16 protein-coding genes are annotated in these 20,861 nt (G+C 69.2%); 13 read left to right on the top strand and 3 right to left on the bottom strand.

What is annotated here, in order from left to right:
• Nucleotides 1-4: 4 nt before the first annotated feature.
• The 4 genes from RIB98_14190 to RIB98_14205 are packed head-to-tail and all read left to right on the top strand — an operon-like array spanning nt 5 to nt 3,761.
• Complete coding sequence (locus RIB98_14190; protein MEQ8842128.1) at nt 5-943, top strand: FAD-binding protein; 939 nt, start codon at nt 5-7, stop codon at nt 941-943.
• Entirely contained in the window at nt 943-2,097 is a 1,155-nt protein-coding gene (locus RIB98_14195; GenBank protein MEQ8842129.1) for a heterodisulfide reductase-related iron-sulfur binding cluster, read from the top strand. Before RIB98_14190 ends, RIB98_14195 begins: the two co-directional genes overlap by 1 nt.
• Nucleotides 2,087-3,301 carry a TIGR03862 family flavoprotein gene (locus RIB98_14200; protein ID MEQ8842130.1) on the top strand — a complete coding sequence of 405 codons (1,215 nt, stop codon included), beginning with the start codon at nt 2,087-2,089 and terminating at the stop codon, nt 3,299-3,301. Before RIB98_14195 ends, RIB98_14200 begins: the two co-directional genes overlap by 11 nt.
• Before the next feature lie 4 nt (nt 3,302-3,305).
• Nucleotides 3,306-3,761: a PaaI family thioesterase gene (locus RIB98_14205; protein ID MEQ8842131.1), complete on the top strand. Its 456-nt coding sequence runs from the start codon at nt 3,306-3,308 to the stop codon at nt 3,759-3,761.
• Nucleotides 3,762-3,869: 108 nt separating this feature from the next.
• On the opposite strand, the gene RIB98_14210 is transcribed toward RIB98_14205, so the two are convergent.
• The 3 genes from RIB98_14210 to RIB98_14220 form a co-directional block, all read right to left on the bottom strand.
• A complete protein-coding gene (locus RIB98_14210; protein ID MEQ8842132.1) occupies nt 3,870-4,676 on the bottom strand; it encodes a methyltransferase domain-containing protein in 807 nt (268 codons plus the stop codon).
• A gap of 102 nt (nt 4,677-4,778) precedes the next feature.
• The gene (locus tag RIB98_14215) at nt 4,779-6,164 is read right to left on the bottom strand and encodes an 8-oxoguanine deaminase (protein ID MEQ8842133.1); all 1,386 of its coding nucleotides are present in this window, start codon (nt 6,162-6,164) and stop codon (nt 4,779-4,781) included.
• The gene (locus RIB98_14220; protein ID MEQ8842134.1) at nt 6,157-6,648 is read right to left on the bottom strand and encodes a helix-turn-helix domain-containing protein; all 492 of its coding nucleotides are present in this window, start codon (nt 6,646-6,648) and stop codon (nt 6,157-6,159) included. Before RIB98_14220 ends, RIB98_14215 begins: the two co-directional genes overlap by 8 nt.
• A gap of 70 nt (nt 6,649-6,718) precedes the next feature.
• Here RIB98_14220 and RIB98_14225 point away from each other — a divergent pair, with 70 nt between their 5' ends.
• The 9 genes from RIB98_14225 to RIB98_14265 are packed head-to-tail and all read left to right on the top strand — an operon-like array spanning nt 6,719 to nt 20,813.
• Nucleotides 6,719-8,032: a Zn-dependent hydrolase gene (locus RIB98_14225; protein ID MEQ8842135.1), complete on the top strand. Its 1,314-nt coding sequence runs from the start codon at nt 6,719-6,721 to the stop codon at nt 8,030-8,032.
• Nucleotides 8,025-9,779 carry a hypothetical protein gene (locus RIB98_14230; protein MEQ8842136.1) on the top strand — a complete coding sequence of 585 codons (1,755 nt, stop codon included), beginning with the start codon at nt 8,025-8,027 and terminating at the stop codon, nt 9,777-9,779. Before RIB98_14225 ends, RIB98_14230 begins: the two co-directional genes overlap by 8 nt.
• The gene (locus RIB98_14235; GenBank protein ID MEQ8842137.1) at nt 9,776-10,789 is read left to right on the top strand and encodes an N-carbamoyl-D-amino-acid hydrolase; all 1,014 of its coding nucleotides are present in this window, start codon (nt 9,776-9,778) and stop codon (nt 10,787-10,789) included. The genes RIB98_14230 and RIB98_14235 overlap by 4 nt, the downstream gene beginning before the upstream one ends.
• Complete coding sequence (locus RIB98_14240) at nt 10,786-13,419, top strand: molybdopterin-dependent oxidoreductase (GenBank protein MEQ8842138.1); 2,634 nt, start codon at nt 10,786-10,788, stop codon at nt 13,417-13,419. The genes RIB98_14235 and RIB98_14240 overlap by 4 nt, the downstream gene beginning before the upstream one ends.
• Nucleotides 13,410-14,477 (top strand): amidohydrolase family protein, encoded by a 1,068-nt coding sequence (locus RIB98_14245; protein ID MEQ8842139.1) that lies wholly within the window; start codon nt 13,410-13,412, stop codon nt 14,475-14,477. The genes RIB98_14240 and RIB98_14245 overlap by 10 nt, the downstream gene beginning before the upstream one ends.
• Nucleotides 14,474-15,988 carry a pyridoxal-phosphate dependent enzyme gene (locus RIB98_14250; protein MEQ8842140.1) on the top strand — a complete coding sequence of 505 codons (1,515 nt, stop codon included), beginning with the start codon at nt 14,474-14,476 and terminating at the stop codon, nt 15,986-15,988. The genes RIB98_14245 and RIB98_14250 overlap by 4 nt, the downstream gene beginning before the upstream one ends.
• Nucleotides 15,989-17,092, top strand: coding sequence for a PLP-dependent lyase/thiolase (locus RIB98_14255; GenBank protein MEQ8842141.1), 1,104 nt, complete (start codon nt 15,989-15,991; stop codon nt 17,090-17,092).
• Nucleotides 17,093-17,097: 5 nt separating this feature from the next.
• Entirely contained in the window at nt 17,098-18,567 is a 1,470-nt protein-coding gene (locus RIB98_14260) for an FAD binding domain-containing protein (GenBank protein MEQ8842142.1), read from the top strand.
• A complete protein-coding gene (locus RIB98_14265; GenBank protein MEQ8842143.1) occupies nt 18,564-20,813 on the top strand; it encodes a xanthine dehydrogenase family protein molybdopterin-binding subunit in 2,250 nt (749 codons plus the stop codon). The genes RIB98_14260 and RIB98_14265 overlap by 4 nt, the downstream gene beginning before the upstream one ends.
• The last annotated feature ends 48 nt before the right edge of the window (nt 20,814-20,861 follow it).

A 20,861-nucleotide genomic window follows, 5' to 3' on the forward strand; every position in this document is an offset into this window, starting at 1 on the left:
CGTGATGGACGCTGTCGAGGAGAGCACCCTCACGATTGTCGACCCGGTGTTGCTCGCGTTCGCCGACGAGGTCGGCGCCAGCGGACCGGTCGCCGTGGCCGGAGGACGAACCCGTTGGGACGTCGGCGGTTCACTCGATCCGGAGGCGCGAGTGCTCTCGGCCCCGTCGGGCGTCGTCGCCCACCAACCCTCGGAGATGACGGTCCAGGTGCGAGCGGGCACGACCGTCGCGGAACTCGACGCCGAGCTCGCGGCCCACGGACAACGCACGGCATTGCCCGACCGGGGCGGCACCGTCGGCGGCGCGGTCGCGGTGGGCGAGAACCCGGTCGACGTCCTTGCCCGCGGTCGCCTCCGAGATGCGGTGCTCCAGGTGCGCTATGTCAGCGCCGAGGGGGAGCTCGTCACCGGGGGCGGGCCGGTCGTGAAGAACGTGACCGGCTACAACCTGCCCAAGCTGATGACCGGCTCGCTCGGCACCCTCGGCGTGTTGGCCGAGTTCGTGTTGCGTACGAACCCGGTGCCGCCGGCGTCGCGCTGGTTGTCGGCCGAGGGCGTCGACCCGACGCTGGTCTTCGGTGCGGTGCATCGGCCTGCCGCCGTGCTGTGGGACGGCCTGACCACCTGGGTGCAGCTCGAGGGGCACGGTGTCGACATCGATGCCGACGCGGTGGCCCTGGGTCGTCTCTCCTCGTTCACCGAGGTCGCGGGTCCGCCGGCCATGCCCGACCATCGTTGGTCCCTCACCCCGGCGGAGGCGCTCGACCTTCCCGCGCACGTCGACGGTGACGTCGTCGTCGCCCTGGGAGTGGGGCTCGCCTGGGCGTCGCAACCGCAACCCCCCCGGCCGGTCACGCCCGAGGTGGCGGCGGTGTCTGCTCGGATGAAGGAGAACTTCGACCCGACCGGTCGACTCAATCCCGGACGAAGCGTGTTCGCCTGATGGATCTCCATCTGCCTCTCGACGACCTCAACACGTGTGTGTCCTGCGGTCTCTGTCTGCCGCACTGCCCGACCTATCGGGTCACCGGCGACGAGACCCGCAGCCCACGCGGGCGCATCCAGCTGATGCGCGAGGTGCAGGACGAGGGTGCGCCGGTCACGGTCGAGATCACCGAGTCGTTCGAGACGTGTGTGCAGTGCCGTGCCTGCGAACCAGCCTGCCCCAGCGGCGTGCCGTTCGGTCATCTCATGGAACGGACCAGGGAGACGCTGGCGGCCGAGGGTCGGATCACGCCGTGGTGGCAGCGGCTGCTCTATCGCCCACTCGGTTGGCCCCGCCTCCTGCGGGCGGGGAGCTCCGTGCTCGCAGTGGCCAATCGACTGCGACTGGTCCCGGCCCGGCTCGGGTTGCCGGCCTCGATGCCGATCCGGCGCCGGCCCCACACGACCTCAGGCGACGACGTCTACCTGTTCACCGGCTGTGTGATGGATGCGTGGCAGCGCGACGTCCACCACGCCGGTCAGCGAGTGGTCGAGCTCGCCGGTTTCGGTGTCACCCCGACCGGCGATGCCGTGCCGTGCTGCGGTGCGCTGCACGCGCACGCGGGGCTGACCGACCAGACGCGGGCATTCGCCGCCCGAATGATGGAGACCCTCGGTGCGGACGACCGCCCGATCCTGGTGGACTCGGCCGGCTGTGGTGCGGCGATGAAGGACTACGGCCATCTCCTCGGCACACCGGAGGCCGCGGCGTTCTCCGCTCGCGTCTTCGACATCCAGGAGTGGCTGGCCGACCACCTCGACCAGCTGCCGGTGGCCGAGCCGTTGCCGGTCCGCGTGGCGGTGCAGGACCCGTGTCATCTGCGCCACGTGCAGCGCGTCCACGGGGCAACCCGGACGGTGCTCGCGCCCTACGTCCGCGAGCTGGTCGAGCTCGACGACGAGGGGATGTGCTGTGGCGCGGGCGGGGCCTACTCGGTGCTGGAGCCGGGCCTGGCCGGGGACGTCCGCAAGCGCAAGGTCGACGCGATCGGTCGCGCCGCGCCCGACATCGTGGCGAGCGCGAACCCGGGATGCTCGATGCATCTCGCCGGGGCGGGCGTCGACGCCGTCCATCCGATGGTGCTCGTGGCGCGGGCGCTCGGTGTCGACTAGCGCAGACGGGCAGCCGAGCGTCGCCGTCGTCGGTGGGGGACCGGCCGGGTTGATGGCGGCCGAGGTGTTGGCCTCGGCCGGGGCCGCGGTCACCGTCTTCGAGATGCACCGATCGCCCGGTCGTAAGCTTCTGCTGGCGGGGCGCAGCGGGCTCAACCTGACCCACTCGGAGCCGTTGGCGAGAGTGCTCGAACGCTATGACCCGTGCCCACCGGCGCTGGGTGCGGCGATCGAGTCGTTCCCGCCGGAAGCGGTGCGGGCGTGGGCCGACGGATTGGGTCAGGACACCTTCGTCGGGTCGAGCGGACGGGTGTTCCCCGACGCGTATCGGGCCGCGCCGTTGCTGCGGGCGTGGCTGACACGGCTGACCGATCTCGGCGTGCAGCTCCGGCCACGGCATCGGTGGTGGGGCTGGGACGGAGAACGGCTGCGGTTCGAGACGCCGGAGGGCGACGCGGTGGTCGAGGCCGACGCCACCGTGCTGGCGCTGGGCGGCGCGAGCTGGCCGCGGGTCGGATCCGACGGCAGCTGGACACGCGAAGTCGAGGCCGAAGGCGTACGGGTTGCGTCGCTGCGCCCGTCCAACTGCGGACTCTTCGTCGAGTGGTCGCCGGTGTTCGTCGACCGGTTCGAAGGCGAGCCGGTCAAGAACGTGGTGGCCCATTGGGGCAATCGATCGGTGCGCGGCGAGCTCGTGATCACCCGACGCGGGCTGGAGGGAGGGCCCGTCTACGCACTCGCCGGCCCGCTCGGTGGCGCAGCGACGTTGCCGGCAACCGTGCTGCTCGATCTCGCGCCCGACCTCGACGAGGCGGCCCTGGTCACGCGACTCTCGGGCCGGCGTCCGAAGGAGTCGCAGTCGCGCTGGTTGAGGGGCGCGGGCCTCGAACCCGTGGCGGTCGGGCTGCTGCGCGAGGCCACGGGCAACCGGCTCCCCGACGAGGCGGCGTCACTCGCGTCACTGATGAAAGCGTTGCCCCTCATGGTCACCGGGTTGGCATCGCTGGACCGGGCGATCTCCACGGCGGGTGGCGTCGTGTTCGACGACCTCGACGACGATCTGATGCTGCGGGGTCGACCGGGGGTCTTCCTGGCCGGCGAAATGCTCGACTGGGACGCGCCAACGGGCGGCTATCTGCTGCAGGCCTGCCTGTCGACCGGCCACGCCGCCGGTTCCGCCGCCGCCAGGTTCCTGCGAGACTGACCCCATGAGCACCTTCGATGCCGAGAAGATCACCCAGGGAAACTGGAAGACGATCCCGTTTCTCGAGCGGACGAAGATCGTCGTCGAACATGCCGAACGGGGCCACGTGCGGCTGCGGATGCCGTTCGAGCCCAACGTCAATCATGTGGGCATGATGTACGCCGGGGCGCTCTTCACCCTGGCCGAGGTGCCCGGCGGCACGCTTTTCCTCACCACCTTCGACACGAAGAAGTACTTCCCGATCGTGAAGGACCTTCAGATCCGGTTCCGCCGACCGGCGATGTCCGACATCACCGTCGAGGTACGCATGAGCGACGACGAGGCTGCGCGCATCGCGGCCGAGGCGGAGGTCAACGGCAAGGCGGACTACGGGTGGGAGTGCCTGCTCGAGGACGAATCCGGTGAGGTCGTCGCCATCAGCCAGAACACCTACCAGATGCGCGCCTTCGACCTCACCTGACCCCAAACCCCCCACCCCACCCCACCCCGAAATTGATGCGACTTGACCACCGATGCGGTGGTGAACTCGCCTCGAGTTGCGGTGTGGCGGGGTGGGTATCGGGCCGGGTCAGGCGCGGGCGATCACCTCTCCGTGGGGGACGAAGAAGACGGCGTCGGGTGCAGCCGCCCAGGTTCGCCACGCCGCGGCGATCTCTTCGAGTTCCGCGATGTCGGCGAGGCCGCGGTCGATCGCATGGTCCTTGTAGCCTGACTCGACGACGCGGTCGGCCCAGATCCCCGACCACCAGCTGCGTGTGTCCTGATCGGCGAAGCACCAGATCGACGCAGTCGCCTCGATGTCGTCGTCGGCGAAGCCGACCGACCGGGCCCAGCCCAGCAGGCGTCGACCGGCATTGGCGTCATGGCCCTGGTGGGCCGTCATCGCCTGGTAGATCTCCATCCAGCGGTTCATCGGGGTTGATTCGGGTGACCAGGTCATGCCGGCATAGTCGGCGTCGCGGATGGCGACGACCCCGCCGGGCTTGGTGACACGCCGCATCTCCCGCAGCGCGGCCACCGGGTCGTCCAGGTGCTGGAGTACCTGGTGCGCGTGCACGATGTCGAAGTGGTCGTCGGGCGCGTCGATCGCGTAGATGTCGCCGGTGGCGAAGCTGATCCCGGGATGGTCGGCCGCTGCCTTGGCGATCACCTCGGCCGACGCGTCGATGCCGTGCATCTCGCACCCGGGCGCGTTCGCGGCGATGTCGGCCGTCAACGAACCGGGCCCGCAGCCGACATCGAGGATCCGCCGGTCGGGCGCCAGATGTGGAAGCAGGTAGGCGGCCGAGTTCGCCGCCGTGCGCCAGGTGTGGCTCCGCAGCACCGACTCGTGGTGCCCGTGCACATACCCCTCGATATCCCCTGACCCGTTCATCTTCCGACCCTTCCGTCCGGTCACTTCATCTTCTTGAGTCGAGTTGACCACCGCGAGGGTGGCTAAGTCGCCTCAATTTCGGGGTTGGGGGGGGTGGGGAGGTCAGGGGGTGGGTTGGAAGCGGCGGGAGGCGGTGCGGTGGGCGGCGAGGTTGGCGCCGAGGTCGGGGGACTGCAGGTGGCCGTCGCGCACGATGGGCACGCCGTGGACGACGGTGTCACGGGCGGCGGTGGGGCCGCAGCGCAGCCAGCCCTCGATGGGGTCGTCGAGCACGCCGGCGAAGGTGGGGCCGCTGAGTTCCCAGACGGCGACGTCGCCCACCGCGCCGACCGACAGTTCGCCGAGTTCGCCTTCGCGGCCGAGACACCCGGCCCCGCCGCGGGTGGCGATCTCGAGCGCGGTGCGAGCGGTCATGGCGGCGGCGCCGGAGACCAGCTTCCCTTGGAGCATCGAGAGCCTCGCCTCCTGCCACAACGACCCGGCGTCGGCCGAGGACGACCCGTCGCAGCCGAGACCGACGGGGCAGCCGGCGTGGCGAAGGTCGACGACCGGGGCGATGCCCGAGGACAGGATCATGTTCGAGCTGGGGCAGTGGGCGATGCCGACGCCGGCAGCCCCGAGTCGCCCGACCTCCTCGGGGTTCGGACGCACGACGTGGGCACCCCAACTGCGGTCGGACATCCAGCCGACGTCCTCGTAGAGATCGACCGGACGCATGCCGAAGGTGGCCAGTGCGAACTCGTCGTCCTCGGAGTTCTCGGCGAGATGGGTGTGGAGCCTGACGTCGAGCCGCTCGGCCAGCTCCGCGGTGCGCCGCATCAGGTCCGGTGTGACGCTGAACGGCGAGCACGGCGCCAGCGCGATCCTGGTCATCGCCCCGTGCGCGGGGTCGTGCCAGCGGGCGACGTGGCGTTCGGACTCGGCGAGGATGTCGTCCTCGTCGCGCACGGCGTCGTCGGGGGGAAGACCGCCGTCCTTCTGCGACAGGCTCATCGACCCGTAGGTGGGGTGGAATCGCACGCCGAGATCCAACGCGGCGGTGACCTCGGCCGCCAGCAGGTCGCCGGCCCGCGTCGGATGGAGATAGTGGTGATCGGTCGAGGTGGTGCACCCGGACAGCGCGAGTTCGGCGAGCCCCACCCACGCGGCGAGGTACTCGGACTCCTCGTCGATGGCCGCCGTCCAGAGCGGATAGAGCGACTGGAGCCAGCCGAACAGCGGCACGTCGGTCATCGGGGTGTAGGCCCGGGTGAGATTCTGGAACAGGTGGTGGTGGGTGTTGACGAGGCCAGGAGTGACCAGGCATCCGTCGGCCGAGATGCGGTCGGTCGCCGACGGCTGCAGGACGTCCGAGCCGCCCACGCCGGAGATCAGACCGTCGGTGATCGCGACCCAGCCGCCGGGCAGTTCGCGCCGGGCGTCGTCGACCGTGGCGACCACCCATGCGTCGTGGATCAACAGGTCGGCGTGGGTCAACGGATCAGCCATCGGCGTGGTTCTCCAGGGCGTTGAGATAGTTGTAGATCGTGATGCGGGAGACCCCCATGATCTGCGCGATGTCGTCGACGGCACCGCGCAGGAGGAAGGCACCCCGCTCGTCGAGCATGCGCACGACCTGCTGCTTCTGGGCGCGATCCCAGTCGACCGCCGGTGTCCCGATCTCCCGTTCGGCCATGCGCAGGATGTCGTCGAGGGCGTCGCGGATCGACGGGATGGGGATCTCCTCGGCCGTGGCCGCCACCCGGAGCTGCACCGACGTGGCCCCGTTGGCCATGGCGGCGCGGACCATGTCGGCGATCGCCGCGGCCATGTCGTCGACGTCGCCGGCCACCGATGACGAGAACGGACCGAACTCGACCGAGAGTCCGTGGGCATCGAACGCATCGATCGCGGCGGTGACGTGGGGACCCGGTCGGCCCTCGACCAGCGGAGCAACGAGGAACTCAGCAGCGATCTCGGTGCCCCGGGCCATGGGCTGAACAGTATCTCACGGACTGACTGACTTTGTACATTTTGTAAAGTGCGTCTGGTACGTTCGTGTGATGCCACGGACCGTCCCAGCGTCATCGGAAGCCGCAGATCTCGGGGCGAGGCTGCGGGTCGACATCGATCGGCTGGTCGGCCGACTCGCCGCGTTGGCCGAGATCGGCGCGATCACGGGCACCGAGGGCTGTGCTCGACTGGCGCTCACCGACGAGGACCGGGCCGGCCGCGACCTGGTGGTCGCCTGGATGCACGACCTCGGGCTCGAGGTGCGCATCGACCGCATCGGCAACGTCGTCGCCACCCTCGCCGGCGAGACCGATGGCCCGCCGGTGATGTGTGGCTCCCACATCGACACCGTGCGCAGCGGCGGTCGCTACGACGGCAACCTCGGAGTGCTGGCCGGACTCGAGGTCATCGAGACCATCCTGGGCGCGGGGCTGACCCCCCGGCGCCCGATCGCCGTCGGGTTCTTCACCGACGAGGAGGGCGCCCGCTTCGCGCCCGACATGCTCGGCAGCCTCGTCTACGTCGGCGGTATGGCGCTCGAGGAGGCGCTCGAGATCGAGGGAATCGACGGTGCGGTCCTCGGCGCCGAGCTCGACCGCATCGGCTACGCCGGCGCCGCGCCGGTGCCCGGCCTCGTGCCCCATGCGTTCGTCGAACTCCATGTCGAGCAGGGCCCGGTTCTCGAGGCCGAAGGCATCACCATCGGCGCGGTGGACGGCGTGCAGGGCATCAGCTGGCAGGAGCTGACCATCACCGGCCAGTCCAACCACGCGGGCACCACCCCGATGACCATGCGCCGCGACCCGGGCTATGTCGCGGCGGCGGTCACCACCTTCGTTCGCGAGTTGGCCGTCGAGCTCGGCGCGCCGCAGGTCGGCACGGTGGGGATGGTCGCCCTCGCGCCGAACCTGGTCAACGTCGTTCCCGCGTCGGCGACCATCACCGTCGACCTGCGCAACACCGACGACACCGTGCTGCAGGAGGCCGAGCGACGCCTCGCCGAGTTCGTCACCGTCACCGCCGAGGCCGAGGGGTGCACCGTCGAGACCCGCTCGCTCGCCCGGTTCGAGCCGGTGATCTTCGACCCGATGATGGTCGACCTGGTCGCGAGCACGGCGGCCGATCTCGGTCACTCGGTGCGCCGGATGCCGTCGGGTGCCGGTCACGATGCGCAGATGCTCGCCCGGGTCTGCCCCACGGCGATGATCTTCACGCCCAGCAAGGACGGGCTGAGTCACAACCCGGCCGAGTACACGAGTCCCGAGGACCTCCGGGCCGGCGCCGACGTGCTCCTCCGGGTCATGTGGACCCTCGCCAACGACGCCGACGCCGACGACGACGGAGGTGACGACCCTCGTGTCTGAGACCACACCACCGCTCACGCCGATGTCGTTGGCGACGCTGATGGGCCGCATCGACCACGAGTGGGCGTCCCGTAAGAAGATCTTCGACCTCCCCAACGCCCGCATCTGGCGCCCCGACGCCGAGATCGACCTGTCGTTCGAGTTCCTCGGTCGGCCGTGCGCATCGCCGGTGGGTCCCGCCGCCGGCCCCCACAGTCAGATGGCCCAGAACATCATCCTCGCCTGGCTCGGCGGGGGTCGGCTCTTCGAGCTCAAGACCGTGCAGGTGCTCGACGATCTCGAGATCGGGCGTCCGTGCATCGACATGGAGACGATCGGCTACAACATCGAGTGGAGCCAGGAACTGACCGTGCCGCAGAGCCTCGACGAGTACGTCAAGGCGTGGATGGCGCTCGACGTGCTCCGCCGCTGGGAGCCGTTGCAGGAGTTCATCGGCGACCCCGGGCCCCACGTGTTCGACATGTCCGTGGGCTACGACCTCGCCGGTATCCGGAGCGACAAGGTCGCCGCGTTCCTCCGCGGGATGCACGATGCCACCGAGTCCATCGATCGTCTGCGTCCCGAACTCACCGGCCCCTTCGCCGAGTTCGCCGATCTCGACTTCGACCCGGTCATCGCCGACACGCTCACGCTCTCGACATTCCACGGCTGCCCGCCCGAGGAGATCGAGTCGATCACCAAGCACCTGATCGACGAGCACGACCTCGACGTGATCGTGAAGCTCAACCCCACACTGCTCGGCTACGACACCGTCGCTGCCATCGTGAACGACGAACTCGGCTACACGACGGTGCCGGTGAAGGAGTCCGCCTTCGCCGACGATCTCCAGTTCGACCGCGGCATCGAACTCATCGGCGAACTCAACGACTACGCCAAGGCCCGGGGCCACCGGTTCGGCATCAAGCTCACCAACACGCTGGTGGTCGACAACCAGAAGGGCTTCATGCCCGACGAGACGATGTATCTCTCGGGCCCGCCGCTCCACGTGCTGGCCGCCACATTGCTCGACGAGCTGGCGACGGCGCTGCCGGGCACGTTGATGATCCCCGGCCACGACGGCGACGTGATGGTGTCGTTCTCCGCCGGTGTCACCAAGGACAACCTCGCCGACACGCTGGCAGCGGGAGTGAACCCGGCCACGGTCTGCTCCGATCTGTTGAAGCCGGGCGGTTACGGCCGACTGGCGCCCATGCTGCGGAGCCTCGTGAAGGACATGACCGAGGCCGGGTCCGCCGACCTCGCGACCTATCGAGCCCAGCGCCAGGCGGCAGCCGTCGCGGCCGGTCACCCATCGGTGAGCGCGGAATACGCCGCGTCGCTGCGCGGCGACGGCGCCGAGCCCTACCGGTTCGCGGCCAACGAGAAGCTGCCCCGCGCCGTCGACCACGAGCTCGAGATGTTCGGCTGCGTCGCCTGCAACTTCTGCATCACCGTGTGCCCCAACGACGCCTTCTTCAGCATCAAGAGCCTCGAGGGGATGTCGGACCGTCAGCAGTATCTGGTCTTCGCCGAACTCTGCAACGAGTGTGGCAACTGCATGGTGTTCTGCCCCGAGACCGGGGACCCGGCCCAGATCAAGCCCAAGCTCTACACCGACCCGGACCTCTTCGCGGCCCGCGAGGGCCAGGGTTTCCTCCTCGAAGGCGACCGCGTCGTCGCCTCCCGAGTCGACGACGCGGATGCTCGCGAAGAGACCGTGTCGCTGGTCGAACAACTCCTCCGAACCGAACAAGGACTCCCCCTGTGACAACCACTGATGTCGACGGCGCTGCGCCCGGTCCTCTCGAGGAGACCGTGGGCCGCAACCTGCGGATCGCCGCCGCGCAGGTCGGTCCCATCGGTCGACATGCCGAGCGGGCCGAGGTGGTCGACCGCCTGATCGCGCTGCTCCTCCAGGCCGCGTCCGCCGGCGTGGAGCTCGTCGTCTACCCCGAGCTCGCGCTCACCACGTTCTTCCCCCGCTGGTTCGTCGAAGACGAGGACGATCTCGATCTCGACAGCTTCTACGAGACCGAGATGCCGGGCCCCGAGACCAAGCGGCTGTTCGACGCCGCGAAGCGCCATGGCGTGGGGTTCTCACTCGGCTATGCCGAGTTGACCCCCGACGGGCACCGCTACAACACGCAGATCCTCGTGGAACGCGACGGGTCGATCGTGGGGAAGTACCGCAAGGTCCATCTGCCCGGCCATCGCGAGTACGAGCCCTGGCGCGAGTTCCAACACCTCGAGCGTCGCTACTTCGAAGCAGGTGACGAGTTCCCCACGTGGCACGCCTTCGGTGGCGTGGTCGGCATGGCGATCTGCAATGACCGTCGCTGGCCCGAGACCTATCGGTGCCTCGCCTTGGGCGGCGCCGAGCTCATCCTGATCGGCTACAACACGCCCACCCACTACGCGCCCGACCCCAGCCAGGATTCGCTCCAGGCGTTCCACAGCCACCTCGTCATGCAGGCGGGGGCGTACCAGAACGGCTGCTTCGTGGTGGGGGTCGCCAAGGGCGGCAACGAGGAGGGCGTCGAGTCCCTGGCCGACAGTTGCATCATCGCCCCGACCGGTCGCGTGATCGCCCTCACGGCCCACACCGGCGACGAGATCGCCATCGCCGACATCGACCTCGACCTGTGTCGCAACTACAAGGAGACGCTCTTCCAGTTCGAGCGCTACCGCCGCCCCGAGGCGTACACCGCCATCACCGCCCAGGCCGGACCGATCCCGCCGCCACTCCCGCCCGACTTCGATGACGAGGAGCCGTCATGACCCGTTTCGTTCTCAACGGCGCCGAGGTCGAGGCCTCCGCCGGGCACGAGCACCTGCTCGCCGCGTTGCGCGACGAACTCGGGGTGACCTCGCCCAAGGACGGGTGTTCGCCGACCGGGCAGTGCGGCTGTTGCACCGTGCTGGTCGACGGCAAGGCGCGGGTGTCGTGCCAGACATCGATGGAGAAGAGCGAGGGTGCCGAGATCGTCACGCTCGAGGGAATCGACCCGGAGGAGCGCGACCGGATGGCCGCGTCGTTCGCCGCCCACGGCGCGCTCCAGTGCGGCTTCTGCACGCCCGGCATCCTCATCCGCACCAAGGCGATGATCGACAAGAAGGGCAGCGAACTGACCCGCGACGGCGCGGCCCGCCTGCTGGGTGCGCACCTGTGCCGCTGCACCGGCTACACCAAGATCCTCGATGCCGTGGAGGCGCTGGCCGCCGGAGAGGTCTCCGTGGCGATTGCGCCCAAGGGTGTCGGCTCACGCGGTGTGAAGTACGAAGCCGCCGAGCTCTCGCTGGGCGATCGCCCGTTCATCGACGACATGATGCCCGAGGGTCTTCTCCACGGCGCGGTGCGGCTCGCCGATCATGCCCGGGCCGACATCTTGTCGATCGACACGTCGGCGGCGGAGGCCGTCGACGGGGTCGAGGCCGTGTTCACCGGCGCCGATGTGCCCGGCGAGCTCCGTTCGGGCCTCATCCACAAGGACTGGCCGAGCTTCATTCCCGTCGGCGGTCGCACGAGCTATCTCGGCGATGTGCTCGCCGTGGTGGTCGCCACCGACCGGCCCACCGCCCGTCACGCGGCCACGCTGATCGAGGTCGACTACGCGGTGCATCCGCCGATCGTGAACCCGCGAGCGGCCTTCGCCCCCGATGCCGAGGACGCCGTGTGGGGACTCGACGGCAACATTCTCTCCACCTCCACCTACGTCCGCGGCGATGTCGACGCCGGCCTGGCCTCGGCGGCCCATGTCATACGCGAGACGTTCCAGACCCAGCGCATCGACCACGCGTTCCTCGAGCCCGAGTCGACCCTGGCAGTGCCGGTGCCGGCCGGTTCGCCGCTGCCGCTCACCGCGGGAGGCACCCGGGGCGAAGCCGTCGATTTCGATCGCCTGATGGTCTATTCCGGCGGCCAGGGAATCTGGGACGACCGCAACGACATCGCCCGCATGCTCGGCGTCGACACCGATCGCGTCGTCACCGAGCTCGTGAGCAACGGCGGTGCGTTCGGCGGCAAGGAGGACATGTCGAACCAGGGCCAGACGGCGCTGGCGGCATGGCTGCTGCAACGACCGGTGAAGATCACGTTCTCACGCGAGGAGTCGTTCCTCGTCCACACGAAGCGGCATCCCATCCGCATGGAATACGAGGCCGGCTGCGACGACGACGGTCGGCTCGTGGCGCTGCGCATGCGGATGGTGGGCGATTCCGGCCCCTACGCCTCGGTCGGCATGAAGGTGCTCGAGCGGGCCGCCGGCCATGCGTCGGGCCCCTATGTCGTGCCCAACATCGACTGTGAGGCCATCGCGGTGCGCACCAACAACTCGGTGTGTGGGGCCTTCCGCGGCTTCGGGGCCAACCAGGCCCAGTTCGCGATGGAGGGCGTGATGGACCGTCTCGCCGAACTCGTGGGCATCACCGGCTGGGAGATCCGCAATCGCAACGTGGTCAGCCCCGGCGTGGTCTGGGGACCCGGTCAGATCATGGACGACGGTTGCCTCGGCGCGCAGGCGTGTCTCGACGCGGTGAAGGCGCCCTACGACGAGGCGATGGCGGCGGGAAAGGCCGTCGGTCTCGGGCTCGGGCTGAAGAACTCCGGGCTCGGCAACGGCTTCAAGGAGATCGCCAGAGCCGTCGTGCACTTCCGGCCCGACGGCAAGATCGAGGTGCGGCACTGCTGGACCGAGATGGGCCAGGGTGTCCACACCGTTGCCCAGCAGGTGGCGGTGGAGGAGCTCGGCGTGCGGGCCGAGGACGTGGTGGTGATCGTCGACTCCACCCGCGAGTTGGGTGCCGGGCAGACCACGGGGAGTCGAGGCACGCTGATGGGCGCCGGCTCGGTGGCCGAAGCCTGCCGGGCCGCGATGCTCGACGGCTGCAAGGTCGGCGTCGACTACGAGGGCGAGTACCGCGTCGACTGGACCAACTCGATGAACGAGGGACTCGAGAACCCGATCATCCACTCCACTTTCGGCTACGCAGCGCAGATGGTGATCATGGACCCCGAGTCGGGCGACATCGAGAAGGTGGTGGCCGCCCACGACGTGGGTCGCGCCGTCAATCCACTCCTGTGTGAGGGGCAGATCGAGGGCGCCGTCCACATGGGGCTCGGCTACGCGCTCAGCGAAGGGTTCCCCTGTGATGACGACGGACGCCCGACCAACTCGACCTTGCGATCCCTCGACATCATCCGACCCAAGGACATGCCCGATGTCGACGTGATCCTGGTCGAGGCCGCCCAGCCCAACGCGCCCTATGGCATCAAGGGCGTCGGCGAGATCGGCCTCGTGCCCACCGCCGGCGCCGTCGCTGCGGCGATGCACGCCCGCGACGGCGAGTGGCGCACGGAGCTGCCGCTCGTCAACGAGGCCAACCGCGAGAACGCCGCCTCGTGGGCCTAGATCCCGTGCCGGTGGGGGACCACGCACTGCGCGCCGACCAGACCCCCGGTCTGGTCTGTGCACACCACCACCTCTACTCGGCGCTCGCGCGGGGCATGCCGGCGCCGCCGCGCCCGCCCACCGGGTTCACGGAGATCCTCGAGCTGGTCTGGTGGCGCCTCGACCTGGCTCTCGACGCCGACATCATCGAGTGGACGGCCAAGCTCGGCGCCCTCGAGGCGCTCGAGCGGGGCTGTACCGCGATCGTCGACCATCACGAATCACCGAACGCGATCGATGGATCGCTGTCGGTCATCGCCGATGCGTGCGCCGAGGTCGGCGTGCGGGTGAACTGCGCCTATGGCATCACCGACCGGCACGGGGCGGCGGGCGCGGCGGCCGGGCTGGCCGAGAACGACCGCTTCCTGTCCGAGGGCGGACGAGGAATGGTCGGGCTGCACGCTGCGTTCACGTGTGACGACGACACCATCGCCGCGGCCGCCGATATGGCGGCCCGCCACGGTGTGGGCGTGCATGTCCACGTGGCCGAGGGCGAGGTCGACACCTGGTCCCGATTGCGCGGCCACACCGCCGACGACTGGTGGCTGGTGCACGGCGTGCACCTGCCCGACGATCACGACCTGCGCGGCACGATCGTCCACAACCCCCGCTCCAACATGAACAACGCCGTCGGCTACGCCCGTCCCCACCGCTTCACGAACCCGGTCGGGCTCGGCACCGACGGCATCGGCGCCGACATGCTCGACGAGTTCCGTCTGGCGTTCGTGAGGGGCCGCGAGCACGACGTCACCCTCACGCCCGACGAGGTGTGGGCCTGGCTCGAACCGGGCTACGGCCTGTTCCCCGAGGCCCGCACCGATCGCGTCACCTGGGGCTACGAACCGATGGACCCCTGGCGGCTGGCCTACAGCCCCGGGGTCTCGCCGCGCACCATCGAGATCGACGGTGTGACGGTGTTTCGCGATGGCACGACGACGCTGGTGGACGCGGCCGAGATCCGTCACAAGGCCGCCGAGGCCGCACATCGACTCTTCGACAGGTTGGAGAACATGACATGAGCAGTACTGGTTCCGAGAGTGGCCTCGCCGTGTTCGGTGACTTCGCACCCGACGGGCAGGGGGCCTACGACAACGCCGTCACCCGTTTTCGCGAGAACAACATCGTGCTGCCGACGTTCGGTCAGCTGCGCGACCCTTCGACGATTCCGGGGTCCATCATCGACTCGCTGGCCGAGGTCGACAGGAACGCAGCGGATCCGCGCAATCTCTTCCGGGTCCATTGGTTCAATGCCCTCGACGGCAGCGGTCCCCTCGACGTGCCCGACCACGTCGAGCTCCCGCCGGAGTTGACCGGAGTCGACGCCCGAATCGTGCTCGCATTCGGCAACCGTTTTCCGATGATCGCCGCCCACAAGGTGCTCGCGGCCTACGCCTGTCTGGCGGCCCGACTGGTGACCGGTCGCTTCGATCCCACGGTGCATCGCGCCATCTGGCCATCGACCGGCAACTACGCCCGGGGCGGCATCGCGATCTCGAAGATCATGGGTTGTCGTGGTGTTGCCGTGCTGCCCGAGGGGATGAGTCGTGAGCGCTTCGAGTGGCTCGACCGCTGGATCGATCACCCCGACGACGTGATCCGAACCCACGGCACCGAGGCCAACGTGAAGGAGATCTACGACGAGTGCATGCGGCTCGAACAGGATCCGACCAACGTGATCCTCAACCAGTTCAGCGAGTTCTCGAACCACATGGGTCACTATGCGGTCACCGGTGCTGCGCTCGAACGGGTCTATCAACACGTCACGGCCGACCGGCCCGGCACCCTCGCCGCGTTCGTTTCCGCCTCGGGGTCGGCCGGCACGCTCGGTGCGGGCGACTATCTCAAGGACGAACACGGCGCCCGGATCGTCGCCGTGGAGGCGCTCGAAGTGCCGACGATGCTCTACAACGGCTTCGGCGATCACAACATCCAGGGCATCGGCGACAAACACATCCCGCTGATCCACAACGTCACCAACACCGACATGATCGTGGGCATCTCCGACAAGTCGACCGACGAGCTCGACGTGTTGTTCAACACGCCCGCCGGACTCCGGGTGCTCGAGGAGCGGGGGATCGACCCCGCGCTCGCTGCGACGCTCACGCACATGGGTTACTCCTCGATCTGCAACACGTTGGCCGCTGTCACCGCGGCGAAGAAGTGGGGCCTGGGAAGCGACGACGTGATCGTGTCGGTCGCCACCGACGGGTCCGAGCTGTACGACTCCGAACGCGAGAAGGTCATGTCGAGCCACTTCTCCGGAGGGTTCGACGATCGTGAGGCCGCCCAGGTGTTCGACGAGCACCTCGGCGATGTCGGCACCACCCACGCCATCGAGATGGGCCCGGTCGAACGTGACCGCGTGTTCAACCTCGGTTACTTCACCTGGGTCGAGCAGCTCGGGCTCGACATCGACGACTTCGAGATGCGACGCGACCAGAGCTTCTGGTCGGGGCTGCGCCCCTTGATCGGCCAGTGGGACGAGATGATCGAAGAGTTCAACACCGCCACCGGCGCGTCCCACGGTTAGATGACCGAGCCGCTCGTCGACAATCCTTTCGTCCGCTACCGGGAACGACTCGACAGCCACGCCGTTGCACTCGCCGGAGGGATGAGTGACGACGAGTTCGTCGATGTCGTCGAGCGACTCGACGCCGCCGTTGCCGCGATCGACGGGCACGGCTTTCGGATCACCCCGACCACCGCGATGCCTGACCTCGCGGGGCGGGCGGGCCTGGCCGACGGCGTCGAGCTGTTCGTCAAGATCGAGGTCGACAACGTGGGCGGTTCACACAAGGGGCGTCATCTGTTCGGCGTCGCCCTGCAGATGCTGGTCGACGAACGTCTCGGCGCCGCGCCCTCGGGCCCGTTGGCCATCGCCAGCTGTGGCAACGCTGCGCTCGGAGCGTCGGTCATCGCTCGTGCCCTCGATCGGCCGCTGCAGGTCTTCGTGCCGACGTGGGCCGACCCACCGGTGGTCGCGCAGCTCACCGGGCTCGGCGCCGACCTGCGGGTGTGCCCCCGCCGAGAGGGCGAGGCCGGCGATCCCTGCTACCTCCGCTTCCGCGAGGCGGTGGTCGCCGGGGCGCGACCGTTCAGCGTGCAGGGCATCGACACTCCGTCGACCTTCGACGGCGGTCGCACGATCGGGTGGGAGCTCGCCGACCAGGTGCCCGATCTCGATGCGCTGTTCGTGCAGGTCGGCGGCGGCGCCCTCGCCACCGCCGCCTCGATCGGGCTCGGTGACGTCGCCCTTTTCCCGGTTCAGGCCGAGGGGTGCGCACCGTTGCGTCGCGCCTGGGATCTGCTGGCCCCCGAGTTCGACCTCGACGCAGCCGCACTGATACCCGGCGACTTCATGTGGCCGTGGCAGCCCGAACCCGCGAGCGCAGCCACCGCGATCCTCGACGACATCACCTACGACTGGTTGCCGCTGGTGCGGCGCACACTCGAGACCGGCGGGGAGCCCGTGGTCGCCGACGAGGCCACGATTCGCCGAGCGCACGAACTCGCGGCAGCAACCGGCATCGCCGTCTCCGCCACCGGCTCGGCCGGTCTCGCGGGGGTCCTCACCTCGGGGCCGTCGACGGGCCAACGTATCGCCGTGTTGTTCACCGGAGTGGAGAGAGAATAAGCCGCATGTCCACCGTTCCCGGCTCGTTGCACGAGGTGCAGCGAGCGTCCACCCGCATCGCAACGGTCATCCGACCGGCAACATGGCTCGAAGCACTGCTCGCGTTCGACGACCACCCCCACGCCCGGCCGATCGCGGGCGGCACCGATCTGCTGCTCGACCTCGCCCGCTCATCGGGCGACCCGGTCACCCTGATCGACCTGTCTGCCGTCGACGGCGGACGGGAGATCCACGACGTCGGGGACGCGTTCGTGCTCGGCGGCGGGGTCACTCACAACCAGATCGTGGGCGATGCCCGCATCCGCGCCCACTGCCTGCCACTGGCCCAGGCCTGTCTCGAGGTCGGTTCGCCACAGCTGCGCAATCGTGCGACCCTGGCCGGCAATCTCGCCACCGCGAGCCCGGCCAACGACTCGATCAGCGCGCTGATGGCCCTCGGCGCAAAGGTGGTACTCACCCGCCTCGTCGACGGCACCGAGCGTGTGCGTGAGGTCGACATCGCCCGCTTCTTCACCGGCTTTCGTTCGACCGTGTGCGATGCCCACGAGCTGATCACGGCGATCCGTGTGCCGAAGCTCGCCGCCGACGAGCGTGGCATCTGGGTGAAGGTCGGACTCCGTCGTGCGCAAGCGATCTCCGTCGTCCACGCTGCGATGGTGGTCGCCCTGCGCGACGGCATCGTCACTGCCGGCCGCCTCTCGATCGGTTCCGTGGCGCCCACGGTCATCGAGAGTCACGTGTTCCCCGCGGCCGTGCTCGGCAAGGTCCTCGACGACGCGACCATCGCCTCGACCGCGAGGTCGGTGGCGGCATCCATCGAGCCGATCGACGACGTGCGGGCCACCGCCGACTATCGCCGTCAGGTCACCCAGTCGGTGCTGGCCCGGGCGCTGCACGCGATCGCCGACGACACGACCGGTGCGGCCTGGCCGGTCGAGCCGCCGTTGCTCGGTGTGCGAACGCCGTCCACCCCGCCGCCGAACGCCGTCGTCACCGACGAGGACACCATCTCCATGACGCTCAACGGGTGGCCGGCGGCCGGCTTCGACGCGGCCGGGGCCACGCTGCTCGATTGGCTGCGCGATCACTCGTCGGTGGAGTGCTCCGGCGTGAAGGAAGGTTGTGCCGAAGGCGAATGCGGGGCCTGCACGGTCCTGCTCGACGGCAGCGCGGTCATGAGCTGTCTCGTCCCGGCCGCCCAGGCCGACGGTGGCGAGGTCACCACGGTCGAGGGCCTGTCGCCGTCCGACGGCGTCGGCGAGTTGCACCCGCTCCAGTCGTCGTTCATCGACGAGTTCGCGGTCCAGTGCGGGTTCTGCATCCCGGGGTTCCTGGTGGCCGGGGTCGCGTTGCTCGACGAGTGCCCGTCACCCACCGATGCCCAGATCGAGCTCGGTCTGGCCGGCAACCTCTGTCGCTGCACCGGCTACTACCCGATCGTCCAGGCTGTCCGCTCGGCGGGAACCGTCCGATGACCGGCGGTGTGGGCGAGTCCCCGATTCGTCGCGACGCGGCGCGCAAGGTGATGGGCACGGCGACGTATCCCGCGGATCGTCAGCCGGTCGACGCCCTCCACGCAGTGGTGGTGTTCACCGACCAGCCACACGCTCGGCTCGTGTCGCTCGACGTCACGGCGGCCGAGGCGCTCGAGGGCACGGTCGCCGTGGTCACGGCGGCCGACGTGCCGGTGAACGAGTACGGCCTGACGATGTTCGACCAGCCGGTGCTGATCGGCGTCGAGCACAGCGGACGCTCCGAGGTCCGCTGCGACATCAGCCGATGGGAAGCCGATCATCTGGCCGTTGTCATCGGCCACACGCGGGCCGATGCCGAGGCCGGCGCGGCCGCCATCGTCGCGGAATGGGAGGTGCTCCCGATCGTCGACACGCTCGAGTCGGCTCGTACCGACCTGGTGCTCGTCCACGCGGAAACGGCGCCGTCCAACACGTACTACGACATGGCGATCCGCAAGGGCGACATGGACGCGGGGTGGGCGGCCGCCGACGTGGTGATCGAAGGGCGCTACGAGCTACCCCACCAGGAACACGCCTATCTCCAGGTCGAGGCGGGCACGGCGTGGACCGACGAGGAAGGACGCATCACGGTCGAGACCTCGGGGCAGTGGACCCACGAGGACCGTGAACAGATCGCCCACGCCCTCGACGTTCCCGCCGACGCGGTGCGGGTGATCTACGCGGCGATCGGCGGCGCGTTCGGTGGCAAGGAGGACATGAGCCTTCAGATCGTCCTGGCGCTCGCGGCCCGCAAACTCGGCGAGCTGGGCATCACCCGAGCGGTGCACTGCCGCTGGTCGCGCGAGGAATCCATCGTCGGGCACCACAAGCGTCATCGGGCGGTCATCGACGCCCGGCTCGGGGCCACCCGCGACGGCAAGATCACCGCGGTCGATGCCGACGTGTGGCTCGATGCCGGGGCCTACAACTACACCTCGAACAAGGTGCTGGGCAACGCCCATCTGAGCGTGGCCGGCGCCTACGAGGTGCCCAATGCCCGCATCGACAGTCGCGCCGTCTACACCCACTCGGTGCCGGGCGGCGCGTTCCGAGGGTTCGGTGGCCCGCAGGGTTCCTTCGTGGCCGAGACCCAGATGAACAAGCTGGCGGTGGCGCTGGACATGGACCCGATCGAGCTGCGTCGGCGCAACATGCTCCACGAGGGGAGCATCGGCATCACGCAGGAGCCGCTGCCCGCGGGCGTCGGGTTGCCCCAGGTGATCGAGGCCTGCGCCGAGCGAGCCCCGACCGGCGGTCCGTTCGAGCCGGTCGAGTCGTTCCGGTCGGTGGCGTCGTTGCCGTCCCGCCCCGGCGACCCCGGCATCGTCCGCGGTCGCGGCTTCGCGGCGGGCATGAAGAACGTCGGTTTCAGCTTCGGCTTTCCCGAGCGCTGCGAGGCGGAGATCCGCTTCCACGGTGAGGCCGACGACGAAAGGCCCACATCGGTCGAGGTCTTCCATGCGGGGGCCGAGGTCGGTCAGGGCAATCACGCGGTGATCCTCCAGATGACGGCCGACGTCGCGGGTGTCGACCTCGACCGGGTCCGGGGCCACTTCTCCGACACCGCGTCCAGCGGCGACTCGGGTTCGGCCTCGGCCTCACGGCTCACCTACATGGCCGGCAATTCCGTGCTCGGCGCGGCCGAGGAGGCCGAGAAGGCCTGGCGCGACGGTGCCCGGCCGGCCATCGGCACGTTCCGCTACACGCCCCCGCCGACCGAGACGATCGATCCGGTGACCGGGGCCGGGCAACCGAACTTCTCCTACGGCTACATGGCCCAATCCGTCGATGTCACCGTCGACACCGCCACCGGCCACATCCGCGTCGATCGCGTCATCTCGGTGCACGACGTCGGGCGGGCCATCAACCCCGAGCTCGTGAAGGGTCAGATCGAGGGCGCCGTGGTGCAGGCCCATGGCTATGTGCTCAGCGAGAACCTGGTCGTCACCGATGGCCGCATCCGCAACCCCCGCTTGTCGCAGTACCTGATCCCCGGGATCGGCGACGTCCCCACCAAGGTCGAGAGCGTCATCCTCGAACTGGCCGACCCCACCGGTCCGTGGGGGGCACGCGGCGTCGCCGAGATGCCCTACATCACCTATGCGCCCGCCGTCATCGCCGCCGTGCATGACGCCACCGGTGTGTGGTTCGACCGGTTCCCGCTCACGCCGTCGCGGGTGCTCGAGGGTTTGGCTCGGTCGCGCTGAGCTTCTCGGGTGGCAGGATGGCGGTACGCCCGCCCCCCTCAGGAGATG

This window comes from Acidimicrobiales bacterium (assembly GCA_040219515.1).
Lineage (GTDB): Bacteria > Actinomycetota > Acidimicrobiia > Acidimicrobiales > Aldehydirespiratoraceae > JAJRXC01.

What these genes read in the sequence shown, in the direction of transcription:
- RIB98_14190 (MEQ8842128.1), top strand. Translation starts at nt 5, where the DNA reads ATGGACGCTGTCGAGGAGAGCACCCTCACGATTGTCGACCCGGTGTTG.
- RIB98_14195 (MEQ8842129.1), top strand. Translation starts at nt 943, where the DNA reads ATGGATCTCCATCTGCCTCTCGACGACCTCAACACGTGTGTGTCCTGC.
- RIB98_14205 (MEQ8842131.1), top strand. Translation starts at nt 3,306, where the DNA reads ATGAGCACCTTCGATGCCGAGAAGATCACCCAGGGAAACTGGAAGACG.
- RIB98_14210 (MEQ8842132.1), bottom strand. Translation starts at nt 4,676, where the DNA reads ATGAACGGGTCAGGGGATATCGAGGGGTATGTGCACGGGCACCACGAG.
- RIB98_14215 (MEQ8842133.1), bottom strand. Translation starts at nt 6,164, where the DNA reads ATGGCTGATCCGTTGACCCACGCCGACCTGTTGATCCACGACGCATGG.
- RIB98_14220 (MEQ8842134.1), bottom strand. Translation starts at nt 6,648, where the DNA reads ATGGCCCGGGGCACCGAGATCGCTGCTGAGTTCCTCGTTGCTCCGCTG.
- RIB98_14225 (MEQ8842135.1), top strand. Translation starts at nt 6,719, where the DNA reads ATGCCACGGACCGTCCCAGCGTCATCGGAAGCCGCAGATCTCGGGGCG.
- RIB98_14240 (MEQ8842138.1), top strand. Translation starts at nt 10,786, where the DNA reads ATGACCCGTTTCGTTCTCAACGGCGCCGAGGTCGAGGCCTCCGCCGGG.
- RIB98_14250 (MEQ8842140.1), top strand. Translation starts at nt 14,474, where the DNA reads ATGAGCAGTACTGGTTCCGAGAGTGGCCTCGCCGTGTTCGGTGACTTC.
- RIB98_14255 (MEQ8842141.1), top strand. Translation starts at nt 15,989, where the DNA reads ATGACCGAGCCGCTCGTCGACAATCCTTTCGTCCGCTACCGGGAACGA.
- RIB98_14260 (MEQ8842142.1), top strand. Translation starts at nt 17,098, where the DNA reads ATGTCCACCGTTCCCGGCTCGTTGCACGAGGTGCAGCGAGCGTCCACC.
- RIB98_14265 (MEQ8842143.1), top strand. Translation starts at nt 18,564, where the DNA reads ATGACCGGCGGTGTGGGCGAGTCCCCGATTCGTCGCGACGCGGCGCGC.